The sequence below is a fragment of the Paenibacillus sp. FSL R5-0713 genome (assembly GCF_037973325.1).
Classification (GTDB): Bacteria; Bacillota; Bacilli; order Paenibacillales; family Paenibacillaceae; genus Paenibacillus.
Window position 1 is genome coordinate 647,041 of sequence record NZ_CP150229.1, and the last position, 15,160, is coordinate 662,200.

9 protein-coding genes and 3 rRNA genes are annotated in these 15,160 nt (G+C 47.3%); 11 read left to right on the forward strand and 1 reads right to left on the reverse strand.

Translation table 11 applies throughout. The features are described from left to right. The first annotated feature begins 20 nt into the window (after positions 1-20). From MKZ12_RS03050 to MKZ12_RS03080, 7 genes are all read left to right on the forward strand, one after another. Positions 21-923: an ATP-binding cassette domain-containing protein gene (locus MKZ12_RS03050; RefSeq protein ID WP_339242897.1), complete on the forward strand. Its 903-nt coding sequence runs from the start codon at positions 21-23 to the stop codon at positions 921-923. Further along, positions 916-2,211, forward strand: a complete 1,296-nt coding sequence (locus tag MKZ12_RS03055) for an ABC transporter permease (RefSeq protein ID WP_339258668.1) — start codon at positions 916-918, stop codon at positions 2,209-2,211. The genes MKZ12_RS03050 and MKZ12_RS03055 overlap by 8 nt, the downstream gene beginning before the upstream one ends. A 486-nt stretch (positions 2,212-2,697) precedes the next feature. Next, a complete protein-coding gene (locus MKZ12_RS03060) occupies positions 2,698-3,918 on the forward strand; it encodes a TraB/GumN family protein (RefSeq protein ID WP_339258670.1) in 1,221 nt (406 codons plus the stop codon). Positions 3,919-4,456: 538 nt separating this feature from the next. Beyond that, positions 4,457-6,008, forward strand: a 16S ribosomal RNA gene (locus tag MKZ12_RS03065). 306 nt (positions 6,009-6,314) lie between these two features. Continuing rightward, positions 6,315-9,239: ribosomal RNA gene (locus MKZ12_RS03070) — 23S ribosomal RNA — on the forward strand. Positions 9,240-9,382: 143 nt separating this feature from the next. Continuing rightward, positions 9,383-9,499, forward strand: a 5S ribosomal RNA gene (gene rrf, locus MKZ12_RS03075). The 16S, 23S and 5S rRNA genes sit together here, the layout of an rRNA operon. Before the next feature lie 240 nt (positions 9,500-9,739). Next, positions 9,740-10,093, forward strand: coding sequence for a FlxA-like family protein (locus tag MKZ12_RS03080; RefSeq protein WP_339258672.1), 354 nt, complete (start codon positions 9,740-9,742; stop codon positions 10,091-10,093). Between the two features lie 164 nt (positions 10,094-10,257). Here the strand turns inward: MKZ12_RS03080 and MKZ12_RS03085 are convergent, their stop codons facing one another. Continuing rightward, positions 10,258-11,613, reverse strand: a complete 1,356-nt coding sequence (locus tag MKZ12_RS03085) for an MATE family efflux transporter (RefSeq protein WP_339258674.1) — start codon at positions 11,611-11,613, stop codon at positions 10,258-10,260. Positions 11,614-11,776: 163 nt separating this feature from the next. On the opposite strand from MKZ12_RS03085, the gene MKZ12_RS03090 reads away from it, so the two are divergent. From MKZ12_RS03090 to MKZ12_RS03105, 4 genes are all read left to right on the forward strand, one after another. Next, on the forward strand, positions 11,777-12,511 hold the full coding sequence (locus tag MKZ12_RS03090; RefSeq protein WP_339239374.1) for a class I SAM-dependent methyltransferase: 735 nt from the start codon (positions 11,777-11,779) through the stop codon (positions 12,509-12,511). 201 nt (positions 12,512-12,712) lie between these two features. Then, positions 12,713-13,291, forward strand: a complete 579-nt coding sequence (locus MKZ12_RS03095) for an RNA polymerase sigma factor (protein WP_339258675.1) — start codon at positions 12,713-12,715, stop codon at positions 13,289-13,291. Continuing rightward, positions 13,288-14,565, forward strand: coding sequence for a hypothetical protein (locus MKZ12_RS03100; protein ID WP_339239377.1), 1,278 nt, complete (start codon positions 13,288-13,290; stop codon positions 14,563-14,565). The genes MKZ12_RS03095 and MKZ12_RS03100 overlap by 4 nt, the downstream gene beginning before the upstream one ends. 59 nt (positions 14,566-14,624) lie before the next feature. Further along, positions 14,625-15,083, forward strand: a complete 459-nt coding sequence (locus MKZ12_RS03105; RefSeq protein WP_339242899.1) for a DUF523 domain-containing protein — start codon at positions 14,625-14,627, stop codon at positions 15,081-15,083. Positions 15,084-15,160 lie beyond the last annotated feature (77 nt).

The window sequence follows — 15,160 nt, forward strand, 5'->3', positions numbered from 1 at the left end:
CCGAAGGGAGACGATAAATGATGAACCGATTGGAATTGAAGCAAGTCGTCAAGCAATATGCAGACAAAACAGCCGTTAATGGAGTTACGCTCAATGTAAAAGAAGGGGAGATTTACGGACTGCTCGGAGCCAATGGTGCAGGCAAAACAACAACGATGCGCATGGTGCTTGGACTGATTCACCCGGACGGGGGGAATATCCTGTACAATGGCAAGCCTTACAACACAGAGTTGCAGCAGATTATGGGTTATCTTCCGGAAGAGCGTGGATTGTACCCGAAGGTGAAAGTCAGCGAACAGATTAATTATCTGGCACGGCTTCGTGGCATGAATGGTAAGGATGCAGATCAAAGCCTCAAATACTGGTTGGATCGGTTCGAAGTTCCGGAATATTACGATAAGAAGATTGAGGAGTTATCCAAAGGTAATCAGCAGAAGATGGGCTTTATTGCAGCTGTAGTGCATAGACCGCAGATTCTCATTCTGGATGAAGCGTTCAGCGGACTGGATCCGGTGAATGTGGAATTACTCAAATCCACTGTCAAGGAATTGCGTGATGAAGGTACAGCTATTCTGTTCTCGACACACCGCATGGAACACGTTGAAGAGTTGTGTCGTCAGATCACCATTCTGCATCGTTCCAACACGGTGGTACAAGGTGAGATCAAGGAGATTAAGAGCCGTTATCCACGTGAGCAGGTATTCCTGGGTACAGTTGGAAGTGTGGAGGGGCTTGAACAGTTGCCTGGTGTGAAGAAAGTCGAGCGGAATGAGCGTGGTTACCTGATACATATTAGTCAGGTGGAAGCAGCTCAAGAGATTTTGAGAACAGCCATGACTCAGACGACAGTGGAACACTTTGAACTGAAGGAACCAACGCTTAACCAAATCTTTATTCGTGAGGTAGGTGAGTCGAATGAATAAAATGGGAACGATTACGGGTTTTACATTTAAAAACAAGGTTAAAACGAAATCATTCATGGTGACGACCATTGTACTTGCACTTTTAATCTCAATCGGACTCAATGTTCCATATTTCATTACCTTATTCAATGGAGGTTCCATTGGCGGAGCTTCGAGTAGCAATCCTGTAAATATTGGTCTTCTGAGCGCAGGGCAACCTGAAGTTTCCGAGAAACTGGAGAGTTTCTCGTCGGCGCAAGGAGAGCAGGCCTATCGATTCATTGCCAGTGGAGACAAGGATGAAGCGGCTCTTGCAGCGGATGCGGAAGCAGGGCTTACCGATGGCTATCTGAAGTTTGAACCGGTTGCTGGACAGGAGTTCCCACAGCCCATTCTATATTCAGCAGAAGATGTATCACCTCAGATCATTGCATCCATTGAAGCTGCATTGCAGAGTGTGAAGCTGGATGTGGTTGTGAAGGATGTACTCACAGCGGAGCAGAAGGAACTGATTACAACACCTGTGAAGCTCACCGAGCAAAGCTTGAGTACGGATGGAAGTGGGGCCGGTGCTGAATCGGAAGGTGCGATGAGCCCGATTAACTATATTGTGGTGTACTTGCTGATCATCCTGCTGTTCACCTCGACCATGATGACAGGCAACATGATTGCTTCAGAGATCACAGCGGAGAAGAGTTCGCGTATTATGGAGATTCTGATTACGAGTGTATCCCCGCTCAGTCAGATGTTTGGTAAAATCATCGGTATTTTCATGGTGGGCATGCTGCAAATCGGGATCTTCGGAGCAGTGGTTGCCGGAAATATCCTGCTGCCGCATAACCGTGCAGTGTTAGGTGATTTCAATATGAGTCTGAGTGATGTGAATATTGCGGTTATTGTGTACGGACTCATATTCTACATTCTGGGCTACTTCCTGTATGCCGTGTTGTTCGCTGCCATTGGCTCAATGGTAAGCCGTACGGAAGAACTGGGTCAGGCTGTTCTGCCGATTACGATGTTGTCGCTTGTATCCTTCTATATTGCGATCTTCAGTATTTCTACACCGAACATTCTGTTGTTGAAAATCGCAAGCTTCATTCCATTCACGTCGCCGACCGCGATTCTGGTACGGATCGGTGCGGGAGTTGCACCGACTTGGGAGATTCTAACTTCATTAGCGATTCTCATTGTGTCCATTATCATCTTCGGATGGCTTGCAGCCAAAATCTATCGCACAGGTGTGCTGATGTACGGTAAACGTCCAACCTTTAAAGAGTTATTTAAGGCCATGAAGGCTTATAAGATCTAAGTAGAGTTCAGGAGAGGGCGGCTGATGATCATGCAGCAGTTAAAAGGGTTCTTTATACAGTTCTGGAGGGACCCGCTGTGGTTTAAAGCACTAATTCTCTCTACACTGCTACTTTCAATTGTGTTTAGCAGTTCGGCCTTTTCAGAGCAGGGCTACTACCAAAGCATCTCTAAACTAGCTATCGCTATTTTCTTCGTCTCATATGGAGTGAAGCTGCGGGGGAATCGGAAGGTTTCTATAGCATTCTTTTTCCTGGCTCTAATCAGTATCTATTTATCATGGAATAGCTTGGACTTTGCGAATATCTAGCATCGAAACTATGTGACGGATTCGTTTCTGTTATTTCTTATCTATTGAGAGTAATGAAGGGAAAGAGTGCTGCTCCGTTTGTGAGTGGCACCAATTCCCGCCTTTATCCGTAGTATCTAAGTATGTCCATTCTATCAAAATGATTGGAAATTATATTCATAAAGGAGAATACATAATATGAAGAATTGGAAACGCACGCTCTTATCTCTTACCATCTCGGTAGGCTTGCTCACATCTGCAGTACCGGCTATGGCTGCTCCACAAGAAACTTCTGTCAAGGTCAATGACCAGGCAGTGAAATATGCTACAGGAGCACCAATCCTAGATAAAGGTACAACCTTGGTTCCATTGCGGACTACACTGGATGCGATGGACGTGAAGCTAACAACTGCGACAGATGATACGATTACGGCTGTGATTGATGGCAAAACGATTACACTGAAAAGCAAACTTACACGTATCAACGGTGTGACGTATGCTCCAATCCGCATCGTTGGAGATGCAGCGGGTTATGAAGTGCGCTGGGATGCTGCAACACGCACCGTGCTGCTGGTATCCAAAGGTGGAGCAACGGAAACTCCTCAAACGGGTGGACGTGGCTTCATGTGGGAAGTGGAAAGCAATGGCAACACGGTCTATCTGGTAGGGTCTATGCATATTGCGGATGAGAGCTTCTATCCATTGCGTCCGGAGTTTGAGGAAGCATTTGCGGAAGCTGACTATCTTGGGGTAGAGATTGATATTAGCAAAGCGGCTGACGAAGAGCAGCAAAAGCTGGTTCTAAGCCTGGGTTCATATCAGGATGGAACAACACTGAAAGATCACATTTCCAGTGAAACCTATACGAAGCTGGGCGATGTACTGAAGAAAAATGGTTTAGAGCCTAACGCTTTGGATGCATTTAAGCCATGGGTAGCAGAGAGCACACTCGCAAGTTTGAAGTCCGCAACGGCTGGATACGAAGCGTCAGCAGGAGTGGATCTGTATTTCATCCAGAAAGCAATCGAGCGCAAACTCCCAGTTATTGAGTTGGAAAGTTATCAATCTCAACTTGGCATGTTTAACGACTTTTCCAAAGAAACACAAGAGGAAACTTTGAAAGCGACAATCGAGAACTTCGACGTGTTGGATAACAGTGTGAATCAGATGGCTGAGATGTGGAAAACGGGTAATGACGAGCAATTACTAGAACTGACTAACAGCTTCTCCACGAACGAGGAGTACAACAAAGCAATGCTGGTTGATCGTAACATTGGTATGGCGGACAAAATCGATGGTTACTTGAAAAACGGCAAAGGCGAGGAGTATTTCATTGTTGTTGGCGCGGCACACTACCTGGGCGAACACGGTATCGTGAAATTGCTTGAGGATAAAGGATATAAAGTAGAACGTAAATAAATATAGATTATTATAGAAGGTAACCCTTTCGTCTCGAATAAGAGAGTTGAGAGGGTTACCTTCTTATATATAGAAGAAAGACAGATTAGATAGTGAAGATCAAGTGTGCATGATAACACAAATGAATAGAGGATAACATTGTAAATTCAAGAGCCTTTAATAGGGTTAGATTGTAAAATTAATATTTTTAGAAATTAACTCTTTACAAGTACGTATGCTGCATGGTATATTCTATTTCCGGCCAAAAAACACGAGAAACACGGTGCGGCAAGCGAATCAAATAAGCTTCGAAAGAAACTTAAAAAAAGAGCTTGCAAAGTTGGTTCGGACATGATATTATATAAGAGTTGCTGAAGAGAACGACATTCGGTAACGAAACAAGTTTGATCTTTGAAAACTGAACAACGAGTGAGTAAACATTCTGCTTGCAGAATGAACGCGAAAGTTTGAAACAAGCCTTGGCTTGAATCGACTGGAGCACAAATGAGATGTTTAATCTCGTCAGATTCAAAATGAGCTTATCGCTCTTTTCAATACTTTATTGGAGAGTTTGATCCTGGCTCAGGACGAACGCTGGCGGCATGCCTAATACATGCAAGTCGAGCGGAGTTGATAAGAAGCTTGCTTCTTTGAGACTTAGCGGCGGACGGGTGAGTAACACGTAGGCAACCTGCCCTCAAGTTTGGGACAACTACCGGAAACGGTAGCTAATACCGAATAGTTGTTTCCTTCGCCTGAAGGAAACTGGAAAGACGGAGCAATCTGTCACTTGGGGATGGGCCTGCGGCGCATTAGCTAGTTGGTGGGGTAACGGCTCACCAAGGCGACGATGCGTAGCCGACCTGAGAGGGTGATCGGCCACACTGGGACTGAGACACGGCCCAGACTCCTACGGGAGGCAGCAGTAGGGAATCTTCCGCAATGGGCGAAAGCCTGACGGAGCAATGCCGCGTGAGTGATGAAGGTTTTCGGATCGTAAAGCTCTGTTGCCAGGGAAGAACGCTTGGGAGAGTAACTGCTCTCAAGGTGACGGTACCTGAGAAGAAAGCCCCGGCTAACTACGTGCCAGCAGCCGCGGTAATACGTAGGGGGCAAGCGTTGTCCGGAATTATTGGGCGTAAAGCGCGCGCAGGCGGTCATTTAAGTCTGGTGTTTAATCCCGGGGCTCAACCCCGGATCGCACTGGAAACTGGGTGACTTGAGTGCAGAAGAGGAGAGTGGAATTCCACGTGTAGCGGTGAAATGCGTAGATATGTGGAGGAACACCAGTGGCGAAGGCGACTCTCTGGGCTGTAACTGACGCTGAGGCGCGAAAGCGTGGGGAGCAAACAGGATTAGATACCCTGGTAGTCCACGCCGTAAACGATGAGTGCTAGGTGTTAGGGGTTTCGATACCCTTGGTGCCGAAGTTAACACATTAAGCACTCCGCCTGGGGAGTACGGTCGCAAGACTGAAACTCAAAGGAATTGACGGGGACCCGCACAAGCAGTGGAGTATGTGGTTTAATTCGAAGCAACGCGAAGAACCTTACCAGGTCTTGACATCAGCATGACCGGGCTAGAGATAGTCCTTTCCTTCGGGACATGCTAGACAGGTGGTGCATGGTTGTCGTCAGCTCGTGTCGTGAGATGTTGGGTTAAGTCCCGCAACGAGCGCAACCCTTGATCTTAGTTGCCAGCATTTCGGATGGGCACTCTAAGGTGACTGCCGGTGACAAACCGGAGGAAGGTGGGGATGACGTCAAATCATCATGCCCCTTATGACCTGGGCTACACACGTACTACAATGGCCGGTACAACGGGCTGTGAAGCCGCGAGGTGGAACGAATCCTAAAAAGCCGGTCTCAGTTCGGATTGCAGGCTGCAACTCGCCTGCATGAAGTCGGAATTGCTAGTAATCGCGGATCAGCATGCCGCGGTGAATACGTTCCCGGGTCTTGTACACACCGCCCGTCACACCACGAGAGTTTATAACACCCGAAGTCGGTGGGGTAACCGCAAGGAGCCAGCCGCCGAAGGTGGGATAGATGATTGGGGTGAAGTCGTAACAAGGTAGCCGTATCGGAAGGTGCGGCTGGATCACCTCCTTTCTATGGAGAATCGTTTCCCGCGTGGAAACATTCAAATACGCAGCTTAGCTGCAAACTACTCACTCGTTGCTCAGTTTTGAGAGCTCAAACTCTCAAACAGCTTGCTTTTGCATGGAGCTTGTTCTTTGAAAACTAGATATCGAAACGAAAGTAAATGCGAATTAGAACATTCCTTTTTAGCTGAACTTGTGTATAACAAGTTTCAATAAAAACGGTAGATTGCACGTACGATGGTATCGAATGGGAGCGACTTTTGGCTTTGCGCAAGCAAAACAAGGGAAGCGAGCAGTCGAAACCGGAGCACGAGGTTAAGCTACTAAGAGCACACGGAGGATGCCTAGGCGCTAGGAGCCGATGAAGGACGTGGCGAACAACGAAACTGCCTCGGGGAGCTGTAAGCAAGCTTTGATCCGGGGGTGTCCGAATGGGGAAACCCAGCTGGGGTAATTTCCAGTTACTCATAACTGAATACATAGGTTATGTAGAGGCATACCAGGGGAACTGAAACATCTAAGTACCCTGAGGAAGAGAAAACAATAGTGATTCCGTCAGTAGCGGCGAGCGAACGCGGAGAAGCCCAAACCAAGGAGCTTGCTCTTTGGGGTTGTGGGACGTCTCACATGGAGTTACAAAGGAACCGGTTAAGCGAAGAGGTCTGGAAAGGCCCGCCAAAGAAGGTAAAAGCCCTGTAATTGAAAGTCTGTTCCCTCCGAGACGGATCCCGAGTAGTGCGGGGCACGTGAAACCCCGTATGAATCCGGCAGGACCATCTGCCAAGGCTAAATACTTCCTAGCGACCGATAGTGAAGCAGTACCGTGAGGGAAAGGTGAAAAGCACCCCGGAAGGGGAGTGAAATAGAACCTGAAACCGTGTGCTTACAAAAAGTCAGAGCCCGTTTTAGGGGTGATGGCGTGCCTTTTGTAGAATGAACCGGCGAGTTACGTTCCCGTGCAAGGTTAAGGTGAAGAGCCGGAGCCGCAGCGAAAGCGAGTCTGAATAGGGCGAATTAGTACGTGGACGTAGACCCGAAACCGGGTGATCTACCCCTGTCCAGGGTGAAGGTGCGGTAACACGCACTGGAGGCCCGAACCCACGCACGTTGAAAAGTGCGGGGATGAGGTGGGGGTAGCGGAGAAATTCCAATCGAACTCGGAGATAGCTGGTTCTCCCCGAAATAGCTTTAGGGCTAGCCTCGGAAAACAGAGTCGTGGAGGTAGAGCACTGATTGGGTGCGGGGCCCGCAAGGGTTACCAAGCTCAGTCAAACTCCGAATGCCATAGACTTACTTCCGGGAGTCAGACAGTGAGTGCTAAGATCCATTGTCAAAAGGGAAACAGCCCAGACCATCAGCTAAGGTCCCCAAGTGTGTGTTAAGTGGGAAAGGATGTGGAGTTGCACAGACAACCAGGATGTTGGCTTAGAAGCAGCCACCATTGAAAGAGTGCGTAATAGCTCACTGGTCGAGTGACTCTGCGCCGAAAATGTAACGGGGCTAAACACACCACCGAAGCTATGGCTTGATGCTTGCATCAGGGGTAGGGGAGCGTTGTATAAGGGTTGAAGGTGTACCGTAAGGAGCGCTGGACATTATACAAGTGAGAATGCCGGTATGAGTAACGAAAAGATCAGTGAGAATCTGATCCGCCGAAAGCCTAAGGGTTCCTGAGGAAGGCTCGTCCGCTCAGGGTAAGTCGGGACCTAAGGCGAGGCCGAAAGGCGTAGTCGAAGGACAACAGGTCGAAATTCCTGTACCACCGTAAGCCGTTATGAGCAATGGGGGGACGCAGTAGGGTAGTGACGCGGACTGATGGATGTCCGTCTAAGCAGTAAGGCTGATGTGTAGGCAAATCCGCACATCATAAGGCTGAGCTGTGATGGGGAGCGAAAATTGTAGTAGCGAAGGTCATGATCTCACACTGCCAAGAAAAGCCTCTAGCCAGGTGAAGGTGCCCGTACCGCAAACCGACACAGGTAGGCGAGAAGAGTATTCTAAGGCGCGCGGAAGAACTCTCGTTAAGGAACTCGGCAAAATGACCCCGTAACTTCGGGAGAAGGGGTGCCCCGGTAGTGTGAATAGCACGAGGGGGCCGCAGTGAAAAGGCCCAAGCGACTGTTTAGCAAAAACACAGGTCTGTGCGAAGCCGTAAGGCGAAGTATACGGGCTGACGCCTGCCCGGTGCTGGAAGGTTAAGGGGAGTGGTTAGGAGCAATCCGAAGCTGTGAACCGAAGCCCCAGTAAACGGCGGCCGTAACTATAACGGTCCTAAGGTAGCGAAATTCCTTGTCAGGTAAATTCTGACCCGCACGAATGGCGTAACGACTTGGGCGCTGTCTCAACGAGAGATCCGGTGAAATTTTAATACCTGTGAAGATGCAGGTTACCCGCGACAAGACGGAAAGACCCCATGGAGCTTTACTGCAGCTTGATATTGAATTTGGGTACGATCTGTACAGGATAGGTGGGAGCCTTTGAAGTGGGAGCGCAAGCTTCCATGGAGGCAACGTTGGGATACCACCCTGATCGTATCTAGGTTCTAACCTGGTACCGTAATCCGGTGCGGGGACAGTGTCAGGTGGGCAGTTTGACTGGGGCGGTCGCCTCCTAAAGAGTAACGGAGGCGCCCAAAGGTTCCCTCAGAATGGTTGGAAATCATTCGAAGAGTGCAAAGGCATAAGGGAGCTTGACTGCGAGACCTACAAGTCGAGCAGGGACGAAAGTCGGGCTTAGTGATCCGGTGGTACCGCATGGAAGGGCCATCGCTCAACGGATAAAAGCTACCCTGGGGATAACAGGCTTATCTCCCCCAAGAGTCCACATCGACGGGGAGGTTTGGCACCTCGATGTCGGCTCATCGCATCCTGGGGCTGAAGTAGGTCCCAAGGGTTGGGCTGTTCGCCCATTAAAGCGGTACGCGAGCTGGGTTCAGAACGTCGTGAGACAGTTCGGTCCCTATCTGTCGTGGGCGTAGGAAATTTGAGAGGAGCTGTCCTTAGTACGAGAGGACCGGGATGGACGTACCGCTGGTGTACCAGTTGTTCCGCCAGGAGCACCGCTGGGTAGCTATGTACGGACGGGATAAACGCTGAAAGCATCTAAGCGTGAAGCCCCCCTCAAGATGAGATTTCCCAGTATGTAAGACCCCTTGAAGACGACGAGGTAGATAGGCTGGGGGTGGAAGTGCAGCAATGCATGGAGCTGACCAGTACTAATCGGTCGAGGGCTTATCCAATAGCAAGTGATAGTTCGCATGTTTCGTTTCGAATCTAGTTTTCAGAGAACGATCTCTGAAATGAAAATTGGTACATCACAGAATGTGTGTATGATTTTCAGTTCCATATCTGATTTCAAGAAGCTATGCTTCGACAAATCGCGTTTGGTGGCGATGGCGGAGGGGTTCCACACGTACCCATCCCGAACACGACCGTTAAGCCCTCTAGCGCCGATGGTACTTGGACCGCAGGGTCCTGGGAGAGTAGGACGCCGCCAAGCAATCGAAGGACACACTTGATCATATCGAGTGTGTCTTTTTTGTTTTTATTTACACAGGGAAACAACTAACTTTACAGATCAGAGTGCACCAGGGCCTACACTGTATGATTAGACTGACTATTGTTAAAGCTGCTATATGTGGACTCTCATAGCTTCGTTCAGCAACCTTTCAGTTGATTTTAACGTACGTTTCAGTGGGATGGGATATAGTGAAGCCATGTAAAGAGGAGGAGGACCATAATGAATATATCTTCTGCAGCCAGCTCCACAACATCATACATATCGGCATTTTCGAGTTCGGAAAATTCAAGTAGTTTAGAGAAACAAAAGACGAAGCTTGAGGCTCAACTGGAGAAAGTCCAGTCCAGCAAGGACGATGAGAAGACAAAGGAGACAAAGACCAAACAGCTTGAACAGCAGATCAAGCAGATTGAGGCGCAGATTGCACAGCAAAGCTCTCAAGGAGCAGGTACAACCGTTGCTAAGGAGGCGCCACCTGCCCAACCCTCAGCCAATGGAAAGGGCATAGCTACCCCTAAGGAAATTGCAAACGCAACAACGGATAGCAATGGCCGATTCGATATACGTATCTAATTGCTTATATCTAATATAGTGCAAAACATAACAAAGCCCTGACCGATCTTTATGGATCGTGCAGGGCTTGTTTAGATTTTTGTTAAATTATTTATGGGGTCTTCCTGCATGTTATCTACGTTTCATTTATCTCCCATCTAATGCCGTTAACTCATCTGATAACGTTATTCAGCCTGCAACGCGTTTATTCGTTCCGTAAGGGATCGTTTTCTATAGTATACGGCTATAGTTGCAAGAACGAGCATCTCAGATAACGGTACGGCAAGCCATACACCCGTTACACCAAAGAGGGAAGGGAGGACTGCAATCAGTGCAATCATGATGATCATCTCACGTGCAGCTGTAATCCAGATGGCCATTTTGGCATTACCTACAGATTGAAAATAGGTGCTCATGACAAAGTTAACACCCATAAACACATAAGCAAATGTAAATATACGTAATCCGTATACGGCATTATCCGTTACGCCGCTACTGAAGTTTCCAAAGATTTGCACGAAATAAGGTGCACCGATTTGAACAATAAGCAGTAACAGTAGACCGCATGCCAGAGCCGTTTTCGTGGCTAAACGTATCGTTTGTTGTACCCGTGTAACCTGACTGGCACCGTGATAATAGCTTATCAGAGGTTGGGCAGCGGATGCCAGACCCAGGAAAGCCAACAATACAACACCATGAATGTAGTTCAGCACGGTAAAGGAAGCTACACCATCCGTACCCGCAATGCGGTCCATGGAGATATTGTGAGAGACAGAGAAGACCGACATGCCAAGTTCAGCCAGAAAGCTGGGGAAACCAATAAGAAGTAGGGAAGCCAGCAGTTTGTTGTTCCATTTGAACCGGGTGAACGTGAGATTATTTGTTTTTTTGAAAAAGTGAGTGAACAGGACAAGCAGCGCAAGAGACGCCGATACAATTGTACCGATAGCCACACCGCGTACACCCCATTCGAGCACATACAATGTTACATAATTAATGACGATATTGGCCACAGCAAACGTAATCTGAGCGTACATGGACGTGTTGGGATTCCCATCGTTTCGTACAAAAACAGAAAGAGCATTCTCAATAGTGAAGACAAATCCGAACAACAACATGATATTCATGTAGTCCGAAGCAAACGGGAAAGTCTCGGCATTAGCACCGAGGGAGTATACCAGCTTGTCTTTAAACGTAAATGCAGTATAACCAATAGCCATCGTAACGAGCATTATGAGCATAATGGATTTGGTAAAAATTTGTTTGGCTGATGTGATATCTTTTCTACCCATCGCGTTAGAGTACAACGTTGCCCCGCCCATACCAATCCACAGCGACATGGCAACAAAAAGCGTGTAAACAGGAGAGGCAATGCCGATCCCTGCCATCGCGGTAGAACCCAGTTTGTGTCCAACCATAATACCGTCGATAATAAAATTAAAAGCAACCACCAGCATCCCCAATACAGAAGGCACAAGGTAGCTAATAAAAGCTTTGCCTACCGATTGCCCTTCCAATGGATGCGTCCAATTCGTATTCATAATGACCTCCGTTAGTAAACTGAATGTTCATTCTGTATGCAATAATACTGAACGTTCGTTCTGTATGATAACACGGCTTGAATTCTCTTGGCAACTTTTGCGTTTGAATATCGTTTATGTGGTAGAGTAGGTTGATATTTTATAAGGCGGGAGGAATCTCTTGATGAAACAAAATAAATACGATGAATCGGAATTTTTTGATAACTACAGTAAGATGGCTCGTTCTGTTCAAGGGCTGGAGGCTGCTGGAGAGTGGCATGAACTGCAGACCCTTCTGCCGGATTTGAAAGACAAGCGTGTGCTGGATTTGGGATGTGGTTTTGGTTGGCATTGCCGGTATGCACGCGAGCAACAAGCGAGTTCAGTAATTGGTGTAGATTTGTCTGAGAATATGCTCCAACGTGCTCGTGAGATGACGGACGATCCACAGATCCAGTACGAGCAGCTGGCGATTGAAGATATTGATTTTGCACCGGGACAATTCGACGTTGTGATCAGTTCGCTGGCTTTGCATTATATTGAACAGTTAGACACGGTGTATGCCAAAATCAATGACTGTCTTGTTCAAGGTGGCACGTTTGTCCTTTCCTCTGAACATCCCATCTTCACCGCTCGTGCGGCGCAGGATTGGCATTACGGACCCGAAGGTGAGATTCTTCACTGGCCCGTGGATGATTACCATGATGAAGGCAGGCGTGTGGCGAACTTTCTGAATCAGGATGTGGTTAAATATCATCGTACACTGGCAACACATATCAATGAACTTATTAAGGCCGGGTTTGCCATTCAAAAGGTGGCTGAGTCCAAACCATCACCGGAAATGATTGAACAGGTTCCTGGGATGAGAGACGAGAATCGGAGACCGATGTTTCTGATGATTGCTTCGGTTAAAGTATGAAGGAGTAAGGAGAAATTTGATAGTAACAGCGATCAGAAAGTTGATCGGTCATTCAAATGACCGGAACTACTTGAATAAATCGGTGTGTTCAGTGATATTGAACACGCTGTTTTTTATTTTGCTACAATAATAAGAAATAATGTTCAAAACAGGGAACCAAACCACAATTGATCCAGTCATATTAAGTGAGGTGAACAACAGTTGGATTATCAATTTCTGGCACAGGCTCAGACCATCGACAATTACACACTTAGCAGCATGATGGATGACTACGGAAACGACGTGTGGAATTACGCTTATTTTCTGACCAAAAGTGCCGAACAGGCAGATGAATTGTCACAGGAAGTTTTTATTCGGGCGTACTCGGGGGTTGCTCATTATCGCGGAGAGTGCTCACTAAAAACATGGCTGTTGACGATTACTAGAAACACGACTTTTACATATCGAAAATCTAAATTTTTTCGTAGCAGTCTGTGGGGAGAGACCTTACCCATGGAGACAGAGTGTGTGGGTTCGAGCCAAAGAGTCATGATTGCAGAGCAGCCTACACATCCTTCGGCTGAGATGGAAGTGATGCGTAAGGAGCATGTCCATGAAATCTGGGATATTGTTCTGGCTTTGCCGAAGAAGTTCAGGGAGATTCTTTTGCTGAATCTGAAGTATGAGCTTACGACAAGTGAGATTGCAGAGATGTTGAAAATCAGCTCAGGCACAGTAAAATCCAGACTATCCCGAGGTAAGGATAAGGTACGGAAACAATGGGAGGAGCGAAGCGAATGAAACACAAGGATGAGCAATGGGAAAAGGAGATCCGAAAGGGACCGTTTGCATCGTCTCCTTTTACAGCGGATCACAAGCGAAATGTGCTTCAACAGGTGGAGTTGATGAAGAAGTCTGAAGAAGGTAGTCTGGGAAATGACTCGGAGCAAAGTTATAGGTCGCCCAGACCGTTTAGACCGCAAGTAGACAACGTGTCACTCAAGCGTCGCCTTAGAAGAGGGCCCCTTGCTGCAGGCATGAGTGCTTTGGTTATTGCCGCTGGATTGTTCCTATGGAGCTGGGATGAGGGAAAACTGGTGAAACCTGTGATCGAGCAGGTCTATCCGACAGCAGCATTACAGTTATCCGATGGTTTGAACACAAATCTGCTGACCGACAAAATGAAAAGAAATGTTGCGACTACGATGCGAGATGATCTGGGTAAACAGCTGAAGATTACGAAAGTGGAAGATTTGCCTGTGTCCGGCAGAATATATGTAGAGGCTGGACATGAAAGTGAGAAGGAGTATGCGCAGATATGGCTAGATGCGACAACAGGCAATCTGCGTGAAGTAGGAATGAGACGAGAGATGCAGCCAAGCGAGCTGGAGCACCGTTACCTGCGTCAAGTTCCATCGCTTTTGCAAAGTATAGGCAGCACTCCAACGCTTAAACCTGTATCCGTTCAACGTTATGTGAGTATGAAGCAAGGGGAGTTGGAGCCGATATCACATACGACATTAACATTAGTGAATGAGAGTAATTATGGGGAGATTGTATGGCAACAGGATCAGGCTATCTCGATTACAGGCGAGCTTAGTCCTGATCAGGTATCTCAGGCAGTGCTGGCAGATGCGGAGGATGCCGTTAAGGCAGTATTCGGTGAAACTTCTCTAAAACTTAGGGGGGTAAGTCGTACCAAAGATGATGAAATTGGGAGAGATGTAATTAATCTTAGTTTCAATGATCATTATTTAGTTCAAATGATTGTAGGAGAAGAAACTAAAGTTTACTCTGTAATTGGGGAGAATTTATATCGAAATGATTTTACTAATTGGGACGAAGTAGAAGCGTATCATCAGGAGATTTATGACGTAAAGGAGTCTATCCTCAGGGAGCAGGTAGGGGCGATGATTAAAGAGGTATTTAACGTTAACCTCCAAGGATACACTCTTCATAGGGAAGTTGATAATCCGGGGATTGCCATATTTAAACTAGAGTCGCCGAAAGATGTTATACGGGTTCGCTACAATGAAGATGTAAAAATTACGATGATCACCAGAGGCGAGTTATAGAGCTTGATCTTACATGTTACAATTTAGTTCATCAATAGAATGAACACAAGGAGATAATGATGAAATATTTGGTGAGTTCTTGTCTGGCGGGGATAGCTTGCCGTTACAATGGAACAGCGAGCCTGGATGAGAAGATTCAGGAGCTTGTGGAGCAGGAGCAGGCGAAGATGGTGTGTCCGGAGTTACTTGGCGGATTCTCCACTCCACGGGAACCGGCTGAAATTATCGGTGGAACAGGCAAGGACGTACTGGCAGGCATTGCAAAAGTGATCGAGAAAAGTGGCAAGGACGTCACGGACCTGTATATCAAGGGAGCCTATCAGACGCTCGATTGGGCGCGAAAATTGAATGTGTCATGTGTGGTATTGAAGGAGTTCAGTCCGTCCTGTGGTACACAGATGATCTATGATGGGAATTTTGCCAACCACAAGGTAGCTGGAGAGGGTGTCACCTCAGCATTGCTGAGACAAGAAGGATATACCGTCATTTCTGAAAATGAATTTATGGAGCAACTGTAAACTTCATGTGTGAAAATATGCCGTCTGGGGAGAAGATATATGATCCAGCAACGGCTATTTTCCTTGTTAGGACACAA

Coding starts and splice junctions, on each gene's coding strand:
- MKZ12_RS03080 (WP_339258672.1), top strand. CDS start 9,740: ATGAATATATCTTCTGCAGCCAGCTCCACAACATCATACATATCGGCA.
- MKZ12_RS03060 (WP_339258670.1), top strand. CDS start 2,698: ATGAAGAATTGGAAACGCACGCTCTTATCTCTTACCATCTCGGTAGGC.
- MKZ12_RS03085 (WP_339258674.1), bottom strand. CDS start 11,613: ATGAATACGAATTGGACGCATCCATTGGAAGGGCAATCGGTAGGCAAA.
- MKZ12_RS03090 (WP_339239374.1), top strand. CDS start 11,777: ATGAAACAAAATAAATACGATGAATCGGAATTTTTTGATAACTACAGT.
- MKZ12_RS03100 (WP_339239377.1), top strand. CDS start 13,288: ATGAAACACAAGGATGAGCAATGGGAAAAGGAGATCCGAAAGGGACCG.
- MKZ12_RS03050 (WP_339242897.1), top strand. CDS start 21: ATGAACCGATTGGAATTGAAGCAAGTCGTCAAGCAATATGCAGACAAA.
- MKZ12_RS03105 (WP_339242899.1), top strand. CDS start 14,625: ATGAAATATTTGGTGAGTTCTTGTCTGGCGGGGATAGCTTGCCGTTAC.
- MKZ12_RS03055 (WP_339258668.1), top strand. CDS start 916: ATGAATAAAATGGGAACGATTACGGGTTTTACATTTAAAAACAAGGTT.